Origin of the sequence: Nocardia sp. NPDC058518 (genome assembly GCF_042719655.1) — a bacterium.
Lineage (GTDB): Bacteria > Actinomycetota > Actinomycetes > Mycobacteriales > Mycobacteriaceae > Nocardia.
Genome location: NZ_JBHXNJ010000001.1, coordinates 259,014 through 281,088, shown reverse-complemented (window position 1 = coordinate 281,088; position 22,075 = coordinate 259,014). Strand labels below are relative to the sequence as shown.

Below are 22,075 nucleotides of genomic sequence, written 5' to 3'. Positions count from 1 at the left end.
CTCGTCCGCGCGCTGCTTGCGGACCTGGCCACCGGGGTGCGCGACGTCAGGTCGCGCCGACCCGCGCATTTCGCCAATGCGGCGGCGTGCGCGGGCCGACGTGATCCTGGACCTCGCGCACCGGGCAGCGGTGCGCGGCGACGGGTGTCTACGGCTCAGATCACCGTGCCCACATCGGTGTGGACGATGTTGTCGAGCGCGCGTTCGGCGACGGCGGCGATCGTCATCGAAGGATTACATGCGGCGGTGTTACCGGGCATGAGTGCGCCATCGATGACGTAGAGACCGCGCTGGCCGAGCACCCGGCCGTCCAGGTCGCAGACGGTGCCCATGTTCGCGCCACCGAGCGGATGCCAGGTGGAGGGGAATACCGAGTTGGTGTCGAGGAGCATGCTGTCGGGTCCGGCGATGCGGCGCACGGCGGGGTCGATATGGCCGTCCTGGATTGCCCGGTCGCCGTCGCCGGGCCAGCGCAGGGTCGCGCTGTCGGTGCCCGACTCGTAGACGAACTCGCCGCGCCCGGTGCTCACGCCGTAGCCGACCAGCATCGTGCTGCCGGGGTCGACGGTCAGCGGTGGAATCGAGGCTTGGATGACGGTGAATGCCGCGTTCGGGTCGTCCCAGTTCTTGCTGCCGTACACAACCGGTCCGCCCTGCGCGGTGCCGAATCCGGCGGACGGGTTGCGCCACACATAGATTCGGTCCGCGTTGGTGCCCCAGCCGCCGCCGAGACCGTCGGGCAGGTCGGGGATCTGGCCTTTCGCGCCCGCTCGCACGAGCAGGCGGGTGGTGTTGAGGCTGCCTGCCGCGAGCACCAGTGTGGGAGTGGTGATGATCTTGTTCTCCAGCACGGTGCCCGTGATGTCGAGTCGGTCGACGCGCACCACCCAACGGCCGTCGGGGGCGCGTTCGATGTCGGTGACCTCGTGGAGGGTCTGCACGTCGACCCGGCCGGTGGCCTCGGCCGCTGCGACATAGGTGACGTCGACGGAGTTCTTGCCGCCGTTGTTCACACCCATCGCGCCGTCGCCGTTGGTATAGGACGGCTTCATCTCGCCGCGCAGTTCGGCCAGCGCGTAGTCCCAGTCGATGGGCATCGGGATCTTCGACAGCGGCATGCCCGCGGCGCGCACGCGATCGGCGAAAATCCTTGCCGCCAGGTAGTTCTCGTGGTTGACCAGCTCGTCGGGCGCGGTGGCCAGCCCGAGCATGCGGGCGACCCGTGGATAGTGAACCCGGTCCATCAGCCCCCAGTCGAGCTCGGCCGGGAAGTGCGTCTCGAACACCTCGCGGGTGGGCTGCAACGACATGCCCTGGTAGATCAGCGAGCCGCCGCCGAGGCCCGCGGCGCACAGCGCGGTCATCCCGGCCCCTGCCACCGCCTCCACCAGACCGGCGTACGGCTCGAACACCATCGGACGGCCGAACAACACCGGGTTGGAGCGGTGCCAGAGCAGGCGCTTGTCGGGTTGAGAAGCGCGCGGGAAGGTCTCGGAGTTGGGGCCGGTCTCCCACCTTCTGCCGCGTTCCAGCATCAGCACATCGACGCCTGCCTGCGCCAGTCGCAGCGCGGTCACGCCGCCACCGAATCCGGAACCGATGACGACGGCCCGGCGCTCGTGCCTGGTCAGCGGCACGCCGCCGGTGCGGACCGCGGTGCCGCTGTGGGCCGAGGCGGTGCGCGAGGTGGCCAGGGCGAGCCCGGCAGCCGCGGCGCCGGTCAGCAGTGAGCGGCGGGTGAACTCGGACATGTCAGCAACTTTCATTCTTGGGGGTGGTTCGACGATCAGGAGCGGAGGTTCAGCCGCTACGTCGAGCGAGTAGTAGGTCGAGCAGACCGGCCTCGCGGCCCTGCTCGGTGAGCATGCCGCGCGCTGTGCGCTCGACTTCGCCGCCGGTGAGCAGTGCGTCGGCGGCGGCGGCCATCTCGATACCGCCGTAGTGATGGCGCTGCATGAGTCGCAAGAACAGCGCCTCGGCCTGTGGGCCGCGGGCGGCGGCGAGCTGGTCGAGTTCTGCGGTTGTCGCCATTCCCGGCATGGCCGAGTCGGGTGATGCGGCGGCGGCCCGATGCGGGTGTGCCCCGGACTGCTGCATCCAGGCCATCGGATGCGGGGCGGTGACCGGTGCGCCGGCCAACCGCAACCAGCCGAGCAGCATTCCCAGTTCGGTGCGCTGCGAGTCGGCGATCTGGTCGGCCAGCGTCGCCACCGACGGCTCCACACCGGGGTCGAGCCGCTGCACCAGCATCAGTGCCTGACTGTGATGGGTGACCATGTCCTGCACGAAGCCGATTTCGGTCGCGTTCAGCACCGGCTGCCGCGTGGGTTCATCCGAGATCAGCACCGGCCGCAGCGCCATGCCCATCGCCATCAGTAAGACGGCGAGACCAGCCACGGCCGACACACGGAAAAGCCTGTGCCGGTTCATGACCCGGTGGTCGATGCCTGATCGGCAGGCGGGGTGTACACCGTCGGTGCGAGCTCGAGCGCCACGAAACCGTTGTCCGCACAGGTGGTCCACAGCTGGTTCCCGCGCCATTCCGGCGGCGAGAAGCACCAGTCCGTGGACAGATCACCGAAAGTTAGTGTGCCGGTGCGCGAACTGAGGGCCTGCTGCGGATCGAACTGCCCCTGCAACATCGCCTGGGCCACGGTCGGGGCCGCCAGCAGCGGTGGCCCGATGATCGAGGCGAGCGCGTGCGGCGAGTTCCACAGTTCGGCGTTCTCGTTGGTGCGCGCGGGCGGGTTGAAGTAGGCGATCTCGCGAATCGCCGCGGGATCGCGCACGTCGAACACGCGGATGCCAGAGGAGGTCCAGCTGCAGGCCAGCGCGGTGGGGTCGGTCTGCCGGTCGGCGGCGCAGTAGTGCGCGTCGTAGGCGAACAGTGAGCCGCCCGAGGCCGAGGCGATCAGGCTGTCCTGGTTCTCGGGCAGGTTGATCGCGAGTTTGATCGACTGCGTCAGCCGGGGTCGGCGCTCGTCGGTGACGTCGATGAGCTTGACCCCGCCCGAGCCTGCCTCGTCGACGGCGAAGACGTACGGCGTTCCCCGGTAGGTCACGGGAACGGCATGCTGGGTGGCCCAGCCGTCGGTCCACGGCATGTCGGCCAGTTCCTGCACGCGTGGTTCGGCGTCGCGGCGCTGCACCGCGCTGACATCGAGGATCTTCATCCCGCCGATGTTGTTGGCCAGATACATCCGGTTGCCATCGGGTGAGATGCCGAATCCGTGCATCGACAACCCGGGCAGGCCCTGCCAGATCACGCGTGGGCTCGCCGGATCGGTGAGATCGACGGCGCTGAGCAGACCGGGTGCCGTTCCCGAGGCCCAGTAGGTGCGCCCGTCGGGGGAGAAGCCGCCCTCATGGGCGGTGATCGGCACCGGCAGCGCCAGATCGGTTCCTGGACCCGGATTGAGCAGTCGCGGGTGCGCGCAGTCGGAGATGTCGTACACCGACAACAGTCCGGCACCGGTCAGTGCGGGAACACCCGCGCCCACCAGCAGTTTTCGCGCCGCGTTGACCTTGAGGCTCTCCCAAGTCCCCGCGAGCATGGCTGGTTCGGTGAGGGTCGTGGTCTGTACCGGCGCGGTCGGATCGGCGATATCGAGCACCCGCACACCCATGTCGGGACCGAGCAGATTGCCAGGGAAGAAGGTGCCGATGTAGGCGCAGTGGTCGTAGGTCACCGAGGTGATGCCGCCACCACGGCCTGCCGAACTGCCGAGCAGACGCATATTGCATCGGAATCCGTCACGGGTGCGGCCGCTGTCACGGTCGGCGGCGGGCACATCGCCCTGCAGTCCGGTCTCCGGGACGGAACCGGGTAGGCAGTCGGCCGGGCTCACTGCCTGCGCCGTCGGGGAACCGGCGGCAGGCTGGGTGGACGCCGCACCGAGCGGCATCAGCAGCGTTACCGCCGCGACGGCGGCGCAGCGTCGCGCCGTCCGTGTGAACAAGGAGGTCATGGGTTGGGTGTCGGCCCCGTCGGTGGGGCCGCCTTTCCGGGAAGATGTCGGGCGGCTGCAGTAGTTGGGTGCGGCTCGACGTCTGCCGCATCCATGAGTAACCGTGTTACTGGTGGCGCGACGCTACCACTCGGAGAACAGTGCCCGGACCCGATTCGCAGGTATTGGGTCGGTTCAGTCGTGGGTGGGCGCGGCTGCGGTTCGTTTCCGGCGTGCTGTCGTCTGTTCGATGCGCGGATCCTCGGCCACCGCGAAATGCTTGACGTACTCGGACAGGAACGCCTGCAAAGTCGCGGTGGCCGGGATGGCCAGTAGCGCACCGACCGCTCCGAGTAGCGCGCCGCCGGCCAGCACGGACAGCAGTGCGATCGCGGCGTTGACGTCGACGGTGCGCGCGGTGATCCGGGGCTGCAGCAGATAGTCCTGGAACCACTGGTAGACGACCGCGAACAACAGGATCCACACCGCGTCGAGCGGGTCGACGGTCAGCGCGACGAACACCGGCACGATCGCGGCGATGTAGGTGCCGATGGTCGGGATGAACGCGGAGATCACGCCGAACCACACGCCGAGGGCGATGGGGTTGGGGATGTGCAGGATCGACAGGAACACCCCGTGCGCGATCGCGGAGATGATTGCCAGGAGCACCCGCGAATACAGGTAGCCGCCGGTTTTGTCGATGGCGAGGTCCCAGGCGTGCAGGAAGGTCTGCTGACGGGCGGGTGGCAGGAGTGAGCACACGGTGCGCCGAACCCGCGGGCCGCCCGCGGTGAGGTAGACGCTGAACAGTGCGATGGTCAGGATCTGGGCCAGACCGCCGAGAACCGTTGTCGACACGCCCCAGGCGTTGTCGGCGGCGGTGTGGGCGTAGCCCTCGATCAGATCGGACTCGTGGAGCAGCCGCTGACTCAGATCGTGCACCGTGAAGTGCTGACCGAAGGTGTTATTGATCCAGTCGACGCCCTCGTTGAGCAGGCGTGGCGTCTCATGGGCCAGGTTGGTCGCCGTTTCCACCAACAGCGTCACCAGCGCGGCGAGAAACGCCAGTACACAGGCGAAGGTGCCCACGAACACCAGGCCGGTGGCGAGCCCGCGCGGAACACCCCGTCGCACCAGCACCGCGACGGCTGGTTCCATCGCCAGGGAGACGAAGAACGCGACGAACAGGACGATCAGGAGCCCGGTCAGTCGGTGGAACGCCCAGTCGGCGAGCAGGAACAGCCCGAAGAACACCAGGGCCAGCACCATCGCCCGAGGCAGCCACTTCGGCATTCTGGTCCGTGCGGGCGCCTGCGGGGTGTTGTCCGGGGAGTCGATGTCCACGGCTCCCAGTGTCGCCCCGGACCTGCCCATTTTCCGGCACCAACGCGGTTGTCGGTGCCCGCAACGTCGACGTGGGATTCCCCGGTCACGAACGGGGGCGTTGTCGGCGCGGTTCAGCCGTCGAGTAGGTGCGGGAGGCCGGCGCGGAAGCGATCGGCATCGATGGCTTTGGCGGCAGCGAACGCGGGCAGGGATACCAGCGGGAAGATCTGCGCGCGGGGACTCGGGTCGTCGGCGGCATCGAGGATGGCGTTGGCGGCGGCGCGTCCGGATTCGTTGGCTCCCTCCATGGTCGCCAGGTCGATGTGGTTGCGCACGTGATCACCACCGAAGTAGAGGTTGGGAATCGCGCAGTGCGCGTCGGGGCGATTGTCGTAGGAGCCGATCGTGTTGACCAGCAGTGGGGTTTCGTTGTGGATGTCGCCGCCGGACCAGGTGATGCCGGGGTCGAGGTGCCAGGAATGGATGTCCTCGTCGCGCAGCCAGTCGGTGCCGGTGTTGAGCCAGGCCTTGAGCTGAGCCCAGGTCTCGGTGGCGATCTCGTGCGCGGTGCATTCTTTCGCGGTGCGGCCGAAGCGGATTCCGGGTGTGTCCCAGTCGGAGATGTCGACCGACAGGCATTCCAGCACCGAGCCGTCGCCGTAGGTAGCGGGGAAATCACCCACCCACATGGGCGCTTGGCGCAGGGCGGTGAGGGCCCAGGGGGAGCCGAGTGCGGCGATGTGTCCTTCGGGTATGTCGGTCGTGCGGCGTAGGTAGTACTGGATGCCGACCATCCAGTCGGTGACGAGGTTTCGCATTCCGCCCAGGCGTGGATCGGCGTCGATGATCGCTTCGTCGAGGAGATCGACGGTGCGGTCGACGGGCATGGCGCACAGATAGTGGTCGGCGGTCACCGTAGTGCTCCCGCTCGTGCCGGTGACCGTCGCCGAGGCGATGCGGCCGCCGGACATCCGCAGTGCGCCGAGTCCATGACCCAGCACGAAGCGGACCCCGAGTGATCGCAGGTACTCGACCCACGGATCGATCCACGCGATGCTGGTCGGGCGGTTGAGAATACGGTCCACGCCACCGGAGAACTGCGGGATCGTGCCGGACGCGGCGAGGACGAGTGCCTCGCCGATCGTGCCGATGGTGCGTGCCGAGCTGGTCTGAGGTTTCGCGGCGACGGTGATCCGGGTGAGCGCGTTCACCAGATACTTCCGGTAGGCGGGCGACTTTCCTTCGGCGTGCATGATCTGTTCCCAGGTCACGTATTCCCACTGGCCGAAGCGCCGTTCGGTGCTGGAGGTGAACCACACGAGCATCTGTTTGGCGAAGAACGCCAGCTCGTGCGCGGGGAGATCGGGGATGAACCCGAGCGCGCCGATGATGCTGTTGTGCAACAGTTCTGGCGTCAGCTGGCTCAGTCCACCGAGCTCGACAGGGGCGAAGATCGGCGGGAGGTCCTGGAATCCGGCGACCGTACCCTCGACCCGCACCAGGTTGTCGAGCACGCCGTTCGGGTTGCCGGGGAACGGGATTCGGCGCATCGTGTCGGGAACGTGCTGATAGCAGCCGGGGAAGAAGCGGAACCCGTGCTCGCCCGGCAGTTCCTGGCGACCGGGTGACGCCGTCCCCGGCACACCCATGCTGCGCGCCTTGCCGCCGAGGAACGCGGGTTCGTAGACGGTGACGTCGTATCCGCGTTCGGCCAGTTCGTGGGCCGCGCTCAGTCCGGCCATGCCGCCACCGAATATCGCCACCGTCTTGCCGCCGGAGTGCAACAGTGGCGAGCGCCGCGCGCTCGGCCCGGCGGCGGCGACCGGGGGAGCGACGGCGAGCGCGGCTCCGGCGACGAGTCCGGCGCGCAACGCGGTGCGGCGGGTGATCGGGGCTGACAACGGTGTCGGCTGATCAGGCATGGTGTTCTCCTGGACCTGCGATGGTGAGGGTAGAGCGCGGCGTGGACGGTGGCGCGGCGAGCGGTGCGCCGCCACGCAGAGTTGTTCGCGTGGTGCGCCGTTCGCGGGTCGAGTCGCGGACCTCGCGCGCCATGTCGGTGAGGACGGCGGGCAGGTGCGCTCGCTGATGGCGCAATGCGCGGACCGCGAGACCGAGCGCGCGTGCCGGGGTGTACAGCTCGGCGGGCCGGTGGGTGCGAGAGAAGATGCCCACGGTGATCTCCGCCAGTTCCGGATCACCGACAGCGGCGCGGTAGAGCTCGATCTCCAAGGGCCGCATGTTCTCACCACGGGCCAGCCGATTGGTCCAGTGGAAGATCTCGCGACACTCGACGACGCGACGGCACTCCCACTGCGACAGCGCCGCGTCGAGTGCGCGCGGGTCGTCGAGAGCTTCCACCATCGACTCGGCGAGCGTGCGTCCGTAGTGCAGCGCGTCGCGGATGCCCTGCGCGGTGACGGGATCCTTGAAATGTCCGGAGTCGCCGGGCAGGGCCCAACCCGGGCCGGCGGAACGACGGAAGTACGAGAAGATGCCGGTGGCGGAACGCACCCTGCTCACCCGCTCACAGCCGCTCAGCCGGCTGGTCAGGTCCGGAATCCGTGCGAGAGCCTCGGTGTAGCGGCGTTCCGCCACACCGGGACCGCGTCCTTGGTCGCTGACGGCGGGCGGCTGCACCAGACTGAGCACCAGGCCGTCATCACACGGGAAGGCGGTGCCGAGGTCGGCGCCCACACGCCACTGGGCGGCGATGTGGCGTGGGGCGTCGGCGGTGTCACGCCAGTACGCGAAGAAGCAGTCGCGCCCGCTGGGCACGGTCAGGAACGGCCGTTCGGCGCCCACCTCCCGGGCGATGGTGCTGCGCCGGCCGTCCGCACCGACGACGAGCGCGGCCCGGAGCTCCACGGTCTTGCCCGCAGCGTCGAGATAACGCACACCGGCGCAACGGTTTCCGTCCCACACCACCGAGATCACCCGACAGCGCGGCCGCACGTCGGCGCCCGCGGCCACCGCAGTGCGCAGCAGCGCGGCGTCGAGTCCGGTACGGCGCACGCACATCGCGTAGTCGATGCCGTCGACCGGCGGAAAGCCGGAGCCGACACCGTAGCCGGCGCCCTGCGCGTAGGCCCCCGTCAGCCGTGGCGCGCCGAGGGCTTCGACTGCTGCCAACGCGTCGAGGCGCTGGAGTTCTGCCAGACCGCCCGGCCAGAGCAGATGGGTGGACAGCGTGTCCGACGGCAGAGCGGCCGCGTCGAGCACGACGACGTCGCGGCCCGCCTTCGCCAGTGTCGCCGCGGTCGCCGATCCCGCGCAGCGCGCGCCGACCACGACGACGCCGACTCGTTCGACCGCGGTGGCAGGGGCATCGACCATGGGAACCACCTCGGTCACTGAGTCTCGGACAGTATGTCCGATTGATGATGAGGCGGGCCGCGCACAGGTGTCAACAGCGAACCGGGACAGGGGGATTGGCACGGCCCGTACCCCGCCGCCCCGGCCGACCGCTGCGTTACGGGCACAATGGGCGCATGGTCAATGTCAGCGCATCAGCTGCTGCATCGGCGACGGATCGCCGATGCCGTCGCTGACCCGTGTCCCGCGATCGGCGCGCAAACCCACCGACGATCGGCGGGCCGAATTCGAGCGTCGTGTACTGACCGCGGTCGAAGACCTGCTCGCCGACGGAACGCCGTTCACCGAGCTCGCCGTGCAGAAGATCGCCGCGGCCTCCGGGGCGGCCAGGTCCACCTTCTATCGCTACTTTCCGGACAAGAGCAGGCTGCTGATCCGGATGGCGGAATTGGCGACCACCGATCTGTTCGCAGCGGCGGAGTTATGGTGGCGCGCCGAGCACACCGATCAGCAGGCCGGCGTCGTGCGAGCGATGCGCGCGATGATCGGCGGTTTCCGCGACCATCGCTATCTGCTGCTCGCGCTCAGCGAAGTCGGCTCCTACGACCGGGAAGTCGGTGCTTACTGGCGTTCCAGGGTGGCGACCTTCGCCGAACTGGTGCGTGCGCGGCTGGAGGCCGAACAGGCCGCGGGCCACATCGGACAGCAACTCGATCCCCGGGCCACCGCGCTGGTGCTCACGTCGATGGTCGAACGCACGATCTCAGTCGCCTTCGCCGCCGAAACCGGTATCGGGGAGGAGGAATTGGCCGAATCGCTCGGGCGCGCGATCTGGCTCGTCATCTATGGTGACGCTCCTTAGTGCGCGACCGGGCGCCGCGCTCGTTCCCCGATCAGCCGAGCGCCTCGAGCTCGCGTTCGATAGCTGCTGCCGCGTAATGCATCCCCGTGCCGCGCAGATGCTCGATCCTGTTGTGCACCTTGTCGATCCCATACGATCGGACCACCTCGGCGATCCCGACCCTGCCGCACGAACCGGCGGCGAATCCCGCAGTCATGTCACTCATTTTCATTGTCCAGCCCCCAACGGGAATCCCTACCGATCCCCTCGTGAGTCTACGGCCATGCACGTGCATCTGCACGTGCAGAGCGTTGGGCATCGGGATGTAAGAGGTTGTGGCACACTCAGGTTCGCGAACTTGTTGCCGACAGGAGTGGTCGTGAGTGAGGATTTGAGCGCTGTCGCCGGCGCCTGCACCGGGCAGGATCCGGATGACGATCCTGCCCTGCTGCGCCGGGTACTCGGGGTTCGCCTACGGCGGTTGCGTGAGGCGGCAGGCATCAGCGGCGACGCCGCAGGCCGGGCGATCCGCGCCTCGCACTCGAAGATCAGCCGACTCGAAGCCGGTCGAGTCGGCTTCCGCGTCGCCGACGTCGACGATCTGCTGACCACCTACGGCGTGCGTGACGCCGATCTGCGCGACGAATACCGGCGACTCGTGCAGCGGGCCAATCGGACCGGACGGTGGCAGGCCGGTCCGGATCTGACGGTCGCGCGACCGGATACCTATCTGGCACTCGAGGACGCCGCCGCGATGATCCGTTGCTACGCGCCGAACTTGCTGCCCGAACTGGTGTGGACGCCCTCGTACGCGCACACGGTCTTCGCGATCGCCGACCGGCAACCGGCCACCGACATCCAGCGCCGCATCGAATTGCTGGCCCGGCGGCAACGACTGCTCACCCGTTCTGATCCGCCCCGGGCGTGGTTTGTCATCGAGGAAGCCGCGTTGCGCCGCCCGATCGGCGGGTCCGAGATCTGGCAGGGGCAATTGGAACATCTCGCCGAGTTGGCGGACCGTCCCAACATCACTGTGCAGGTGCTACCCGACTACATCGGCGGCCCCGCTATCAGCGGTACTCCTTTCACCATGCTGCGGTTCGCGGCGCCCGAGCTGAGCGATATCGCGCACTTTCTGCACCTGTCGGGCCCCCAGTTCCTCGAGAAGCCCAGCGAGCTGGACCGATTCAACGGTGTCTGGGATCGGTTGTGCGTCTGCGCCCTTCCGCCCGAGCAGACCACTCAGCTCCTCGACACGCTCCGGCCGACCCCCACCACGGTCGACCTCTCCTTGTAGCCGAAACCGATCAGAACAGAGATCCGATGCCCGACAACGCCCTCGGTGCCCAGCTGTCCACCGACGTCGACACCACCATCGCCCACGAAGCACGCGTCTACGACTACTGGCTCGGAGGCAAGGACAACTACCCCGCCGACCGTGCACTCGGCGATGTCATCGCCGAGCACGTCCCCGCCATCAAGACGATGGCGCGCGCCAACCGCGCCTTCCTCAGCCGAGCGGTCCGGCACCTGGTCGGCGAAGCGGGGATCACCCAATTCCTCGATATCGGCACCGGAATACCCACGGCCGGAAACACTCACGAGGTCGCCCAGCAGCTCGACCCCAACGCGCGGGTCGTCTACGTCGACAAAGACCCGATCGTGCTCGCCCACGCCCGAGCGTTGATGAGCAGCACCCAGCAGGGGCGCACCCGCTTCATTCACGCCGACCTGCACGACCCGCGGTCCATCCTCGACCACCCCGACCTCGCGAGCACCCTCGACCTCACCGAACCGGTCGCCATCATGCTCGTCGCGATCATGATGTATTTCCCGGACAGCGACCGTCCGCAGGACATCATCGCCGAGCTGCTCGACGCGGTCCCCGCCGGCAGCTACGTGGTCATCACCCATCCCACCGCGGATTTCGCACCCGAGGCGATGGCCGGAGTCAAGGCCGCCGCGGAAGCTTCGGGCATTTCCTTTCACCCCCGCAGCAACTCCGAAACCAGCGAGCTGTTCACCGGAACCACCCTCATCGAGCCGGGTCTGGTCCCCGTAGCCGCCTGGCGACCCGAACTCGTCGACCGCCCTGTCGCCGTCGCCGATGCCGAAAGCGCCTGGTACTGGGCGGGGATCGGTCGCAAGGACTGAGTTCAGGTAGCGGCGCGCAGGGTCCCGATTTCCGCCAGGATCGCCCCGGCCGCGCGTTCTCCCGACCGCACCGCACCCTCGAGATACCCGGTCCACTGTGGCGCAGTTTCGGTGCCCGCCCAGTGGATCGGGCCGGTCGGCCTTGCCTCCCGCGTCAGGGCGTGGAGCGTCCCTGGCATCGGCAGCGCGCTGTAGCCACCACCCACGTGGGGGTCGTGATGCCACGACTTCTCATGCCAGCTCAGCGGATTCATCGTCTGCGGGCCGAAATGGTCGGCCAGCGAGGCCAATACGGTGTTGCGGCGATCGTCTACCGAGAGCCGATCCAGAGCGCGCGCGGCGCGGCCGGGGACCAATACGCACAGATGCCCCGGACCGTCGGTCGGTGAGATATCGAACGAGACGGGAACCGGACCGCTCAGGTCGAGAACTTCTCCGCTGTATCCGTTCTCGCGCCAGAACGGGGTGTCGTAGACCGCGACCGCTTTGTAGATCGTGCCCATCACGGTGCTGTTCTGAGCCCGCAGGCGTTCTGGGGGCATCGGCGGCTCGTGCGCGATCGCGGCGGCGATCGGCGGCGGTGCGGTGACGATCGCTCGGATGGCACGGATCGGTCCGGACGGGGTGTCCACCAGGACGCCGCCGGCCGTGGGCGTCATGGCCGTGACCGGTCGGCTCAGGTGCACCACCGGCCCGAGTTCGGCGGCCAGTGCGTCGGCGAGACCCCCTGCCCCGCCGGACAGGAGTGATTCCTGTGCGCCACCGGCGGTTCCGAGCATGACCCGCACTCCGCCCGCCGAGCGGATCCCGGCCCCGAGCGCCCCTACCGACACCTGGTCGAGGTCACACGCGAGCGCTTCGGACAGAACGACTTCGAGCAACCGCCGCGTCCGGCTGCCGGGAATCTGTGCGATCCAGTCGGCCACGATCACCTGGTCCGAACTCGCACGGAAAGGCAAGCGGGACAGCACCTCCAGTCTCAGCATTGCCAGTCCGGCCGAGAGTGTGGTCAGCGGCGCGGATCCGATCCTGCGTCCGCCGTCGACCAGCACCGGTGTTCCCTGCGAGGCGGTGGGGAACAGGCGCATACCGAATTCCGCCGCGAGGGCGGTCACTCGCGCGTGATCGTGACCGATCCACTGGCCACCCAGATCGACCGGCGTGCCCGCGGCGGATCGCTCGGTGTAGGCGCGTCCGCCCACCCGATTCGCCGATTCGAGCACGAGAACGTCCACGCCACGCGAGCGCAGCGCCCGTGCCGCGGCCAGACCGGCGAATCCTGCCCCCACGATGACAACGGTTGTCTCTTCCATGACCGCCTCCCGGTTATGCAACATGTGTTGTACAACAAGTGTGACATAACCGGGTACGCTGTGGCTATGCCTCGACATGTCGATACCGCGGCCCGACTCGTCGCCGTCGGTGATGCGGTACTTTCCCTCGCGGTCGAACAGGGATTCGGCGCGGTGACAATTCGTGCGGTGGCCGACCGCATCGGCGCGTCCACCTCGGTCGTGACCCACTACGTGGGTGGCCGGGACAATATGCTGCGCCTCGCGATTCGTCGTCAGATCGACCTGCGCCGCGCCGAGGGCGAGGCGGTACTCGACGAGGTGAAGGGTGCGGCAGGCCTGCGTGCACTCGTCGAATGGGCGGTGCTGAGTCCCGATGAGCAGACGCACAGGGTGTGGCTGGCGCTCGTGCTCGGCAGTCGTGGCGACCCTGTTCTGCGTGCCGAACTCGATCTGTTCAACGACTGGTGGGACGGCCGGGTGCGGCGCCTGCTGGCAGACACCGGCATTACCGAGCCCGACATCGATGCCGCGTGTGACGTCCTCGATGTGATGGTCGACGGGCTGGTGCTCACCGGCTTCGACGAGGGGCACCCGTGGTCGCCCCCACGTCGCAAACGCGCGCTGACCGCGCTCTGGAAGGCCCTCGACTTGTAACTATCCCCAGATGCGTCGGGTCGCGGGCATATCGGCGTTCCCCGTTGCTTCCGGCACCACGCCGAGTACCTGGTGAATCCCGAGTCCGCCGTCCTCGAAGCCCAGCGCGGAGGCGGCCATATAGAGACGCCAGATTCGTGCACGCCCCTCGCCGACCAGTGAAACCGCTTGTTCCCAATCGGTTTCCAGATTCGCGACCCAGTGGCGCAGGGTGCGCGCGTAGTGCTCGCGCAGGGCCTCCACATCACGAACCTCGAATCCGGCGCGTTCCATGGCCAGTACGACTTCGCCCACGTCGAGGAGTTCACCGTCCGGGAAGACATAGCGCCCGACGAAGGAACTGTTGCGCATCACGGAGCCGCCCGGGGAGGAGATGGCGTGGTTGAGTAGCCGCCCGCGCGGGCGCAGCAATGCGCGCAGGGTGTCGAAGTACTCCGCGGCACGCTGGGAGCCGACGTGTTCGAACATGCCGATCGAGGAGATGGCGTCGAACTCTTCGCCGCGCAGATCCCGATAATCGGCGAGCCGGATCTCGACGCTGCCCGACAGCCCCGCGTCGGCGACCCGCTTGCGGGCGAGTTCGACCTGGGCACTGCTGATCGTGACGCCCACGACCTGCGCCCCATAGGTCGACGCCGCGTGCATCGCCATGGACCCCCAGCCGCAGCCCACGTCGAGCAGGCGCATACCCGACTGCTCGGCCAAACCCAATTTGCGGCAGATCAGGTCGTGCTTGGCGCGCTGGGCGTCCGCCAGAGAGCTGTCGTCTTCCGGCACGAACCGCGCGCAGGAGTAGGTCATGCTCGGTCCGAGCACCAGCCGGTAGAAATCGTTGCCGACGTCGTAGTGATGACTGATCGCCGCCGCGTCGCGACGTTTGGTGTGCAATGGTCCGCGTGGCGGCCGGGCTTCCTCCGGCGGTCGTCGCGGGCGGCGACCGAGCGCCCCGAGTCGGCGCGCCGTGCCGATGGCTTGCCAGGCGGCTCCGGGACCGAGGCGGGCGTCGTTCGGCGCGGTCGACTGGAGGGCTCGAAGCATCGTGAAGATGTCGCCGTCGAGATCCACTGTGCCGGAGACGAATGCGCGCGCCAAGCCGAGTTCGCCGGGCGCCCAGACCAGGTGGCGCAGCGCGTCCTCGGATCGCAAGCGCATCGTGCCGGGGCTGTCACCATCGGGTCGGATGCTGCTGCCGTCCCAGAATTCGAACCCCACCGCAGGGCGTGGGCCCAAAGTGGCCCGCAGCAGCGGTTCGAACGCGGCGGCGATCGTGGCGTTGTTACCCATCCGACCACTATGGCCCGCGTCGCGCTGCTGCGGTGGCAACGACGCGGCGCCATCGGTTCCCGATCAGGGCGAGTCCAGCACGCTTGCCGGTACACCGTAGGGGAGAAACCGCACCCGACGACGATCGTCGGTGTTGTCGCGGTGGGCGCGTAATGCTTCGAGCTCGTTCGGAAAGACCTGGTCGATCCTGGCCTCACCGGCGTCCTCGACGGTGTAGATCGCCCATACTCCGCTGCCGGTCTCGCCGGTGGTTTCGCCCTCCGGCGCCGGTGGACGTGTGCCTTGCGGCTGGACGAACTGACCGAGCAGCGACGACAGCGCACCGACGCCGGCCTGATCCACGCGATCCAGGTATCCGGCGGCCTTCCCGAACAGTTCGCTGAGTTCGGCTCCCGTCCCACGCAGTGCGCGTTCGAAGTCTTCCGGATCGATGCCGAACGGCCCAGTGTTTGCCATCGCGTGCCCTCCTGCGGACGAGTTGGCTTGCCTCTCCACAGTGTCCTCGCCGAACGGCATATTCGCCATGATGTCGCTGGTCGGTCCGCGGGTCGGTGCCAGGAATGTGTCCGTTTTGCTCGTAGGTTGATCACAGCCGTACCACTTCCACCACGAGAAGGGGCTCACACGTGTCGACTCACAAGATCGCCGTCGCCACCGGCATCCTCGCCGCTTTCCTGACCGCGGGCACCGTCTCCGCCCAACCATCGGCACCTGCCCCACAGCAGCAATACAGTGAGGTCGCCGGGAACGCGAATGGTGGCAAAGCCGATATCGCGGACGATCCCGGGAGCGAAGCCGACGACAAGGGCAAGGGCAAAGGTAAGGGAAAGTCAGAGGGCAAAGGTAAAGGTAAGGGCAAAGGCAAAGGCGAGGCGGATCGATGACCGCGATCGGATTGGTCTTCATCGGAGTGGCAGTGCTGCTGCACGGCTACATCTTCGTGATGGAGTCGCTGCGGTGGACCGAACCGCAGACGCGAGCGACGTTCGGGATATCCGCGGCCGACGCGGAGGCCACCAAGGAGATGGCCTTCAACCAGGGGTTCTACAACCTCTTCCTGGCCGTTGTCGCGGCGATCGGGATGGGGTTCACCGCGTTCGGCGACAAGGGAATCGGGCTCGCGCTGGTGCTTGCCGGGGCAGGCTCGATGGTGGCGGCCGGTGTGGTGCTGCTGGCATCGTCACCGAGTAAGGCGCGTCCGGCCCTGATCCAGTTGATCCCGCCCCTGATCGGTTGTGTCGCCTTGGTGATCGCCCGGCTCTGAGCACGTCCACGGCGATCCGCAGACGAGGGCTATGCGCTGGGATCGGGTGATACGGCGGAGCCGGGCGACGGTGGGGCCACAACGGCGTCGTCCGGATCGGGCTCGTCTGCCTCTGGTGGTGTTGCGGTGGCAGTGTCGATCTGCTCGCCGATGTAGCGGATCACCACCGCGACCATCGCGACCACCGGTACCGCGAGGAAGGCGCCGGTGATGCCGTAGAGCGAGCCGCCCGCGGCGACGGAGAGCAGCACGATAACGGCGTGCAATTCCATGCTGCGGCTCTGCAGGACCGGTTGCAGCACATTGCCTTCCAATTGCTGCACCGCGATGACGACGCCGAGCACGATCAGCGCGGTGGTGAGCCCGTTGCCGACCAGCGCGACGAGGACCGCGAGCGCGCCGGCGACGAAAGCTCCGACCATCGGGACGAATCCGCCGATGAAGGTGATCACCGACAGCACCAGCGCCAGCGGAACATCGAGGATGAACAGCGCCGCGCCGATGAGCACGGCGTCGACCATGCTGACGATCGCCTGCGTACGGATGAATCCGCCCAGGGTCGCCCAGACGCGTTCCAGGACGGCTTCGACGTGGCGGCCGCTGCGGTTGCCGAACACCCGATGCATCCAGGGCAGAAAACGTGTGCCGTCCTTCAGGAAGAAGAACACCAGCACCAAGACCAGGAACACGGTGATCAGGAGCGAGGTGGCCGTAGACACGCCGGTGAACACGCCGCTGGCGATCTGCGCGCCACTGGACTGGAGTCGCCCCACGATCGCTTCGACCGCGGAATCGAGTTGCTCGTCGCGAAGGCGCAGCGGTGGTCCCTGGATCCAGTTGCGTACCTGGTTGACCCCGGCGGTGGCTTTGTCGGCGAGTTCGGGTGCTTGATCGGCCACCGAAGGCACGATCAACGCGACGACCCCGGCCAGCAATGCCACGAACGTGAGCAAGGTGATCGACGCGGCCAGCGCCGGCCGTAGCTTGTGCTGGGTCAGCCAGCGGGTCGACGGCCACAGGATGGTCGTCACCACTATCGCCAGTGCGACGGGCAGGATCACCACCCAGAGCCGGGCGGTCACCGTACCGAGTACCCACGCGCCTGCCGCGATCGCCACGATGCACAGCGACCATTTCGCCAGCCACAGGATCCCGCCGCCGATCACGTCGCCTCGCTCACGCGACGGCTTCCCGTTCGGTTGCGCCCCACTGGTTTTCTTCACCGGCCCGCTCACGTTGCTAGTTTGGCACGCCTGCCGGATCAGCGCGTCGTCGACGGCGGCTCGTCCTCGGCGCGATCGAGTTCTTCGTCGAGCGCGATGGCGGCGGTGATCAGGGCCAGGTGGGTGAAGGCCTGAGGGAAGTTGCCCAGCTGCTCGCCGGAGGGACCGATCTCCTCGGCGAACAGGCCGACGTGGTTGGCGTAGGTGAGCATCTTGTCGAAGGCATAGCGGGCCTGTTGCAGGCGGCCGGTCCGGGCGAGGGCTTCGACGTAGAGGAAGCTGCACAGGTTGAAGGTGCCTTCGGTGCCGCGCAGGCCGTCGGGTGATGCCGCGGGGTCGTATCGGTAGACCAGGCTGTCACTGACCAGCTCCTTGTCCATCGCGTCGAGCGTGCTCAGCCACATCGGGTCGGTCGGGGACAGGAATCTCATCCGGGGCATGAGCAGCAGCGAGGCGTCGAGCACCTCGGTGGCGTAGTGCTGGACGAATGCCTGGCGTTTGTCGCTCCAGCCCCGTTCGACGATCTGCCGGAAGACCGCGTCGCGTTCGGCTGTCCAGCGGGTCACGGCGGCGGGTCTGGCGTTCTCGGTCGCCATGCGGATACTGCGGTCGAAGGCCACCCAGGTCATCAGCCGGCTGTAGGTGAATTCCTGGCGGCCGCCGCGCGTTTCCCAGATGCCCTCGTCGGGGCGGTCCCAGTTGTCGGCGAGCCAGTCGATGAGACCGGTGAATGTCCGCCAGCCGGCAATGGCGGCCATATCCGATTCCTGCGCCAGCGCGTCGGCTGCCTCGCCGTAGATATCGAGCTGGATCTGATCGGCTGCGCCATTGCCCACCCGCACCGGTGCCGAACCCTGATATCCCTCCAGATGGGTCAGGGTCACTTCGTCCAGATGGGGGTCACCGTCGACGCGGTACATGATCTGCAGGGGTTCGCCGGAGGCGGTGCCACCCGCTTCGACCCGTTCGCGCAGCCAGCGACGGAAGGCATAGGCCTCCTCGGTGAAACCGAGGTCGATCAGCGCGCGCACCGACAGCGAAGCGTCCCGGATCCAGGTGTAGCGGTAGTCCCAATTGCGTTCGCCCCCGATCTGTTCGGGCAACCCCATGGTGGCCGCGGCGATCGGCGCGCCGCTCGGGGCGTAGGTGAGCAGTTTGAGGGTGATCGCGGAACGGTTGACCATGTCCCGCCAGCGCCCGCGGTAGGTGGACGAGCGCAACCAGGTCTGCCAGAAGTGACGGCACTGGTCGAACTCGAGGGCGATCGACTTCCACACCGGTGCCGACGAGACTTCCGCGCCGGCGGGGGCGGTGGTCAGCACGACCGCGGCGCGCTCACCAGCGGACAGCGTGAATCGCGCGGTGATGTCCGCACCATCGGGGTGCAGGGCGATCGGGTCGGTGGACTGCAGGTGGAGATCGGCGGTGGCGGAACGGAAGACGGCGGTTCGTTCGTCGACGCGATCGAGGGTGTGGGTGGCGCGCGCGTAGTCGAACCGGGGGCGGCACGCGAGGGTGAACGTCAGACTGCCGCGTACCACTCGCACGACCCGCACCAGCCTGTGCCGCGCGGCGGGTTCGGTGCCGCGAATCGGTTCCATGAAATCGGCGACCTCGCCCACACCGTCGGGCCCGGAGAACCGCGTCAATAGGACGGCGGTATCCGGAAGGTACAGCTGGCGGACGGTCACCGCGCTGGTGGTGGGTTCGACGGCGAGCGAACAATGTCCGCCCTTCTCGCTGTCGAGCAGCGAGGCGAACACGCTCGGTGAATCGAATCGGGGAGCGCACCACCAGTCGATCGTCCCGGCGGACGACACCAGCGCCGCGGTCTGCAAATCGCCGACGATGCCGTGCTCGTCGATCGGCGGGTACGTGTTCACGAACGCTCCTCGCCTCGGACCGCCGTCCGTGCGGGCGGTGAGATCCAGCAAACCAGCGAACATCGGTGACGCCCTCACCCGGAACGGGTGAATCCCAGTGCCGTGCCGGTGGATCACGTCGCAACGAGGTTGGCGCGTTCGGCACGAGGTTGGCGCGTTCTGTCCTTGTCGCGGCCCCGATGAAATTCGACACTTACGTTCGTATTGTCGGTCTGTGAACGATGGGAGTGTGCGGTGTCGGTTACGAGGGAGAGCGCCACCGCCTACGTGATCTCCGCGCTGGAGGCGAAGGGAACCGCCACCCGGGACGATTTCGATGTCGCCGGGATAGTGACTGCGTTCCGGGACATCATCGATGGGTGGGACTTCCGGCTGCTGGAGCGGGATACCTTCTGGCAGATCGCCTCGACCTACCTCAGGACGTGATGGTCCCGATCGGATGTGCACCCGCCGACCAGCGTCGAGCCGCCCGGCGCAACGAGCCCGCATCGGAGTAGCCGAGGAGCTCGGCCTGCTTGGTGCCGCTGAGCGACCCCGTGGACACCGCTTGCGACAACCTGGCGCTGCGGGCCCGATCCAGTTCGGCCCGCCACGTGGTACCCGATTCGGTCAGCCGTCGCTGCAGGGTTCGGGGGCTGATGTTGAGGATCCGCGCGACACAGTCGAGGGAGACCACGCCTGCCTCGATGGCCTCGTCCAATGCGGCGGCCACCCGTTCGGGCCAGGCCGAGGCGAGGGTCGGTGGGGGTGCCAGCGCGGCGGCCAGCGGCTGCAGGACCGCGGCCAGTACTGGATCGGCAGTGGTCAGAGGCAGATCCAGGTCAGTGGCGCGGAAAGTCATGGAATCGGTCGGTGCGTCGAATTCCAGTGTGGCGGAACCGAACACGGCGCGAAAGCCATCGACACGCGCGGGAGCGGCCTGACGCAGCGAGATGCGCACCGGGTTCAACGGATCGTTGACGACCCGGCGTGCGCGGCTCAGGACGGCCGACAATCCCCACAGCTGGGTGTGGTCCCGTCCTCGGCCTTCGCCGTCGAGCATCTCGAGATACAGGGTGGACTCGTCCTCGGTCTCGGAGACCAGGTCGAACCGGTGATTGGTGGTGACCGCGGTGACGTAGGGACCGCAGGTGGCCAGGCCGGCGCCCAAGGTCGGCGCGGACGCGAACAGATAGTCGTACAGGCCAAGGCTGGACAGCTTGTAGCGCCGGGCGACCTGCAGGGCGACGTCCGGACCGAGACGATGTTCGCCGACCTCCCACAGCCGGGAGAACGTCGAACTGGGTAGATGCACGTCGTCGCCGGTCATCGACCAATCCGGAACCCCGGTGTCGCGAATCAGCTGCGCACGGTCCAGCCCGGCAGCGTCGAACTGGGAAATGACGAAACGATGCAGCAAACTCTGGTCGGTAGCCATGACGTCTCCTCGTGGCAGCATGCCGATCTGCGAACGGGTCGCGGCTGCAGACGCCGACCGATGGGGGAGAGTCCGTCGGTCAACGTCTGTCGTTTCGAGATCGGCACCTCTGGTTTGATCCGGTTCTACAGTATTCGACCGTGTCATGTTCGTAGAGCGCCGGATATTCTCGGGCCCGAGTAAGCCTGTGCCCGCAAACGCGTGACGCATCGGCACCGGCCCCTCGTTCAGAAAGCTGGCTCATGACCGCTGAACTGTGCTGCCTCACCGTCCGCATAGACACCGGCCGATGGAGCGAAACCGTGCTCACGGAGGTAGACCTCGTCGTGCCTGCCGGTCGGATCACCGCCCTGCTCGGCGCGCCCGGCGCTGGAAAGACGATGGTTGGCGCGGCTCTCACCGGACGATTGCCCGCTGCGGCGCGATATCAGGGCCGCGTCTTGATCAATGGTGAGGCCGTGAACGGTGAGCACTGGCCGGCACTGCGTGAGCGCGTCGTCGGCTACGTGCCTCAAGAAGGTGTGACCGCCTTCGACACCGACAAGACTGTAGGCGCTCAGATGCGAACGCTGGAGCGCCGCCACCGCGCGTGGAGTGTCGAGCGAGCATGCGCCGCCGCGCACTATCCAACCGACACCCTGGACCTTCTCCCGCATCAACATTCAGGAGGCCAGATCCAGCGAGCCGCACTGGCCGCCGCGCTGCTACCCGCTCCGTCCGTCCTCATCGCGGATGGACCTACCAATTCCCTCGATATGGGAACGGCGTACGGGGTGTGGAGGTCATTGCGTGACTACGCGGACTCCGGCGCGGCGGTACTCGTGGTCAGCAACGAGGTACGGATGCTGACGCAGGGCGGCTTCGCGGACCGAATGGTGATTCTGCACGCGGGTCGAGTCCTTGCCGCAGGGACGACCGCGGAGCTGACCCACTCGACCGACACGTTCGTGCGGGCCCTTCTCGGATCAGGCCTCTGATGCTGCGGCCCGCCGTGAACCGCGGGTGACGAAAACGCGTTCCAGGAGGGCGTATAGACGGTCCCGGTCTTGGTCGGTGAGGCTCTTCAGGCCGTCTTGGGTGGCGCGCATTTTCGCCCGGATCGTATCGGTGACCTGCTCGCCCTCGGGGGTGATGACGAGGTTTGTGACGCGGCGGTCGGATGCGCTGGTCTCGCGGCGCACGAGGCCGCGTTTCTCCAGCCGGTTGATGATTCCGGTGACGTTGGAAGCGTCGCAGGCCAAGGTGTCGGCCAGGGCGCGCATCGCGACGGGGCCCCGGCGCAGCACGGTGAGCGTTTTGCCCTGGCTCGCGGTGAGGTTCTCACTCGCCGCCGCGGCGGTGAAGTCCCCGTAATAGACGCCGAGTGACACCGAGAGCAGCTCCATGAGCTGGGCCGTATCGACGCGCGGAGCTTCTTCCATGAGAGTCAGCTTATCCGCAGAAACTTGACTATCTCAAATATTTGCCTCTAG

Annotated in this window: 22 protein-coding genes; 8 read left to right on the top strand and 14 right to left on the bottom strand. The window is 67.5% G+C overall.

Annotated features, from left to right (window positions below):
• Positions 1-155 precede the first annotated feature (155 nt).
• The 6 genes from ACFWPX_RS01220 to ACFWPX_RS01195 form a co-directional block, all read right to left on the bottom strand.
• Positions 156-1,751, bottom strand: a complete 1,596-nt coding sequence (locus ACFWPX_RS01220; protein WP_378924811.1) for a GMC oxidoreductase — start codon at positions 1,749-1,751, stop codon at positions 156-158.
• A gap of 49 nt (positions 1,752-1,800) precedes the next feature.
• On the bottom strand, positions 1,801-2,406 hold the full coding sequence (locus ACFWPX_RS01215; protein ID WP_378924809.1) for a DUF305 domain-containing protein: 606 nt from the start codon (positions 2,404-2,406) through the stop codon (positions 1,801-1,803).
• A 20-nt stretch (positions 2,407-2,426) separates the two neighbouring features.
• Positions 2,427-3,968, bottom strand: a complete 1,542-nt coding sequence (locus ACFWPX_RS01210; RefSeq protein WP_378924807.1) for an LVIVD repeat-containing protein — start codon at positions 3,966-3,968, stop codon at positions 2,427-2,429.
• A 174-nt stretch (positions 3,969-4,142) separates the two neighbouring features.
• Positions 4,143-5,291, bottom strand: a complete 1,149-nt coding sequence (locus tag ACFWPX_RS01205; protein WP_378924806.1) for an AI-2E family transporter — start codon at positions 5,289-5,291, stop codon at positions 4,143-4,145.
• A gap of 113 nt (positions 5,292-5,404) precedes the next feature.
• Positions 5,405-7,195, bottom strand: a complete 1,791-nt coding sequence (locus ACFWPX_RS01200) for an FAD-dependent oxidoreductase (protein WP_378924804.1) — start codon at positions 7,193-7,195, stop codon at positions 5,405-5,407.
• Positions 7,188-8,609: an NAD(P)/FAD-dependent oxidoreductase gene (locus ACFWPX_RS01195; protein WP_378924803.1), complete on the bottom strand. Its 1,422-nt coding sequence runs from the start codon at positions 8,607-8,609 to the stop codon at positions 7,188-7,190. The genes ACFWPX_RS01200 and ACFWPX_RS01195 overlap by 8 nt, the downstream gene beginning before the upstream one ends.
• Before the next feature lie 202 nt (positions 8,610-8,811).
• On the opposite strand from ACFWPX_RS01195, the gene ACFWPX_RS01190 reads away from it, so the two are divergent.
• Positions 8,812-9,450 (top strand): TetR/AcrR family transcriptional regulator, encoded by a 639-nt coding sequence (locus tag ACFWPX_RS01190; RefSeq protein ID WP_378924801.1) that lies wholly within the window; start codon positions 8,812-8,814, stop codon positions 9,448-9,450.
• Between the two features lie 31 nt (positions 9,451-9,481).
• Here the strand turns inward: ACFWPX_RS01190 and ACFWPX_RS01185 are convergent, their stop codons facing one another.
• The gene (locus ACFWPX_RS01185) at positions 9,482-9,646 is read right to left on the bottom strand and encodes a hypothetical protein (RefSeq protein WP_378913489.1); all 165 of its coding nucleotides are present in this window, start codon (positions 9,644-9,646) and stop codon (positions 9,482-9,484) included.
• Between the two features lie 162 nt (positions 9,647-9,808).
• Here ACFWPX_RS01185 and ACFWPX_RS01180 point away from each other — a divergent pair, with 162 nt between their 5' ends.
• Both ACFWPX_RS01180 and ACFWPX_RS01175 read left to right on the top strand, forming a co-directional pair.
• Positions 9,809-10,726, top strand: coding sequence for a helix-turn-helix domain-containing protein (locus tag ACFWPX_RS01180; RefSeq protein WP_378924799.1), 918 nt, complete (start codon positions 9,809-9,811; stop codon positions 10,724-10,726).
• A gap of 26 nt (positions 10,727-10,752) precedes the next feature.
• Positions 10,753-11,583, top strand: a complete 831-nt coding sequence (locus ACFWPX_RS01175) for an SAM-dependent methyltransferase (RefSeq protein ID WP_378924797.1) — start codon at positions 10,753-10,755, stop codon at positions 11,581-11,583.
• Between the two features lie 2 nt (positions 11,584-11,585).
• On the opposite strand, the gene ACFWPX_RS01170 is transcribed toward ACFWPX_RS01175, so the two are convergent.
• Entirely contained in the window at positions 11,586-12,896 is a 1,311-nt protein-coding gene (locus tag ACFWPX_RS01170) for a flavin monoamine oxidase family protein (protein WP_378924795.1), read from the bottom strand.
• A 66-nt stretch (positions 12,897-12,962) separates the two neighbouring features.
• Between ACFWPX_RS01170 and ACFWPX_RS01165 the strand changes: the two genes are divergently transcribed.
• Positions 12,963-13,532, top strand: coding sequence for a TetR/AcrR family transcriptional regulator (locus ACFWPX_RS01165; protein ID WP_378924793.1), 570 nt, complete (start codon positions 12,963-12,965; stop codon positions 13,530-13,532).
• Here the strand turns inward: ACFWPX_RS01165 and ACFWPX_RS01160 are convergent, their stop codons facing one another.
• Together ACFWPX_RS01160 and ACFWPX_RS01155 are read right to left on the bottom strand one after the other, a co-directional pair.
• A complete protein-coding gene (locus tag ACFWPX_RS01160) occupies positions 13,533-14,816 on the bottom strand; it encodes a class I SAM-dependent methyltransferase (protein ID WP_378924792.1) in 1,284 nt (427 codons plus the stop codon).
• A 63-nt stretch (positions 14,817-14,879) separates the two neighbouring features.
• Positions 14,880-15,272 (bottom strand): hypothetical protein, encoded by a 393-nt coding sequence (locus tag ACFWPX_RS01155; protein WP_378924791.1) that lies wholly within the window; start codon positions 15,270-15,272, stop codon positions 14,880-14,882.
• A 170-nt stretch (positions 15,273-15,442) separates the two neighbouring features.
• Here ACFWPX_RS01155 and ACFWPX_RS01150 point away from each other — a divergent pair, with 170 nt between their 5' ends.
• Together ACFWPX_RS01150 and ACFWPX_RS01145 are read left to right on the top strand one after the other, a co-directional pair.
• On the top strand, positions 15,443-15,700 hold the full coding sequence (locus tag ACFWPX_RS01150; protein WP_378924789.1) for a hypothetical protein: 258 nt from the start codon (positions 15,443-15,445) through the stop codon (positions 15,698-15,700).
• Entirely contained in the window at positions 15,697-16,080 is a 384-nt protein-coding gene (locus ACFWPX_RS01145) for a DUF1304 domain-containing protein (protein WP_378913497.1), read from the top strand. Before ACFWPX_RS01150 ends, ACFWPX_RS01145 begins: the two co-directional genes overlap by 4 nt.
• A 29-nt stretch (positions 16,081-16,109) precedes the next feature.
• On the opposite strand, the gene ACFWPX_RS01140 is transcribed toward ACFWPX_RS01145, so the two are convergent.
• A complete protein-coding gene (locus ACFWPX_RS01140; RefSeq protein WP_378924788.1) occupies positions 16,110-17,315 on the bottom strand; it encodes an AI-2E family transporter in 1,206 nt (401 codons plus the stop codon).
• Positions 17,316-17,341: 26 nt separating this feature from the next.
• Positions 17,342-19,186 (bottom strand): glycoside hydrolase family 15 protein, encoded by a 1,845-nt coding sequence (locus ACFWPX_RS01135; protein ID WP_378924786.1) that lies wholly within the window; start codon positions 19,184-19,186, stop codon positions 17,342-17,344.
• Positions 19,187-19,420: 234 nt separating this feature from the next.
• Between ACFWPX_RS01135 and ACFWPX_RS01130 the strand changes: the two genes are divergently transcribed.
• The gene (locus tag ACFWPX_RS01130) at positions 19,421-19,612 is read left to right on the top strand and encodes a hypothetical protein (protein ID WP_378913500.1); all 192 of its coding nucleotides are present in this window, start codon (positions 19,421-19,423) and stop codon (positions 19,610-19,612) included.
• Here the strand turns inward: ACFWPX_RS01130 and ACFWPX_RS01125 are convergent.
• On the bottom strand, positions 19,602-20,603 hold the full coding sequence (locus ACFWPX_RS01125; RefSeq protein WP_378924784.1) for an AraC family transcriptional regulator ligand-binding domain-containing protein: 1,002 nt from the start codon (positions 20,601-20,603) through the stop codon (positions 19,602-19,604). The two genes, ACFWPX_RS01130 and ACFWPX_RS01125, sit on opposite strands and share 11 nt — an antisense overlap.
• Before the next feature lie 242 nt (positions 20,604-20,845).
• Here ACFWPX_RS01125 and ACFWPX_RS01120 point away from each other — a divergent pair, with 242 nt between their 5' ends.
• Positions 20,846-21,580, top strand: coding sequence for an ATP-binding cassette domain-containing protein (locus tag ACFWPX_RS01120; protein ID WP_378924782.1), 735 nt, complete (start codon positions 20,846-20,848; stop codon positions 21,578-21,580).
• Here the strand turns inward: ACFWPX_RS01120 and ACFWPX_RS01115 are convergent.
• Positions 21,569-22,024 (bottom strand): MarR family winged helix-turn-helix transcriptional regulator, encoded by a 456-nt coding sequence (locus tag ACFWPX_RS01115; RefSeq protein WP_378924780.1) that lies wholly within the window; start codon positions 22,022-22,024, stop codon positions 21,569-21,571. The genes ACFWPX_RS01120 and ACFWPX_RS01115 overlap by 12 nt on opposite strands.
• Between the last annotated feature and the right edge of the window lie 51 nt (positions 22,025-22,075).

What these genes read in the sequence shown, in the direction of transcription:
- ACFWPX_RS01220 (WP_378924811.1), bottom strand. Translation starts at nt 1,751, where the DNA reads ATGTCCGAGTTCACCCGCCGCTCACTGCTGACCGGCGCCGCGGCTGCC.
- ACFWPX_RS01210 (WP_378924807.1), bottom strand. Translation starts at nt 3,968, where the DNA reads ATGACCTCCTTGTTCACACGGACGGCGCGACGCTGCGCCGCCGTCGCG.
- ACFWPX_RS01200 (WP_378924804.1), bottom strand. Translation starts at nt 7,195, where the DNA reads ATGCCTGATCAGCCGACACCGTTGTCAGCCCCGATCACCCGCCGCACC.
- ACFWPX_RS01195 (WP_378924803.1), bottom strand. Translation starts at nt 8,609, where the DNA reads ATGGTCGATGCCCCTGCCACCGCGGTCGAACGAGTCGGCGTCGTCGTG.
- ACFWPX_RS01190 (WP_378924801.1), top strand. Translation starts at nt 8,812, where the DNA reads ATGCCGTCGCTGACCCGTGTCCCGCGATCGGCGCGCAAACCCACCGAC.
- ACFWPX_RS01185 (WP_378913489.1), bottom strand. Translation starts at nt 9,646, where the DNA reads ATGACTGCGGGATTCGCCGCCGGTTCGTGCGGCAGGGTCGGGATCGCC.
- ACFWPX_RS01175 (WP_378924797.1), top strand. Translation starts at nt 10,753, where the DNA reads ATGCCCGACAACGCCCTCGGTGCCCAGCTGTCCACCGACGTCGACACC.
- ACFWPX_RS01170 (WP_378924795.1), bottom strand. Translation starts at nt 12,896, where the DNA reads ATGGAAGAGACAACCGTTGTCATCGTGGGGGCAGGATTCGCCGGTCTG.
- ACFWPX_RS01165 (WP_378924793.1), top strand. Translation starts at nt 12,963, where the DNA reads ATGCCTCGACATGTCGATACCGCGGCCCGACTCGTCGCCGTCGGTGAT.
- ACFWPX_RS01160 (WP_378924792.1), bottom strand. Translation starts at nt 14,816, where the DNA reads ATGGGTAACAACGCCACGATCGCCGCCGCGTTCGAACCGCTGCTGCGG.
- ACFWPX_RS01155 (WP_378924791.1), bottom strand. Translation starts at nt 15,272, where the DNA reads ATGGCAAACACTGGGCCGTTCGGCATCGATCCGGAAGACTTCGAACGC.
- ACFWPX_RS01145 (WP_378913497.1), top strand. Translation starts at nt 15,697, where the DNA reads ATGACCGCGATCGGATTGGTCTTCATCGGAGTGGCAGTGCTGCTGCAC.
- ACFWPX_RS01125 (WP_378924784.1), bottom strand. Translation starts at nt 20,603, where the DNA reads ATGGCTACCGACCAGAGTTTGCTGCATCGTTTCGTCATTTCCCAGTTC.
- ACFWPX_RS01120 (WP_378924782.1), top strand. Translation starts at nt 20,846, where the DNA reads ATGACCGCTGAACTGTGCTGCCTCACCGTCCGCATAGACACCGGCCGA.
- ACFWPX_RS01115 (WP_378924780.1), bottom strand. Translation starts at nt 22,024, where the DNA reads ATGGAAGAAGCTCCGCGCGTCGATACGGCCCAGCTCATGGAGCTGCTC.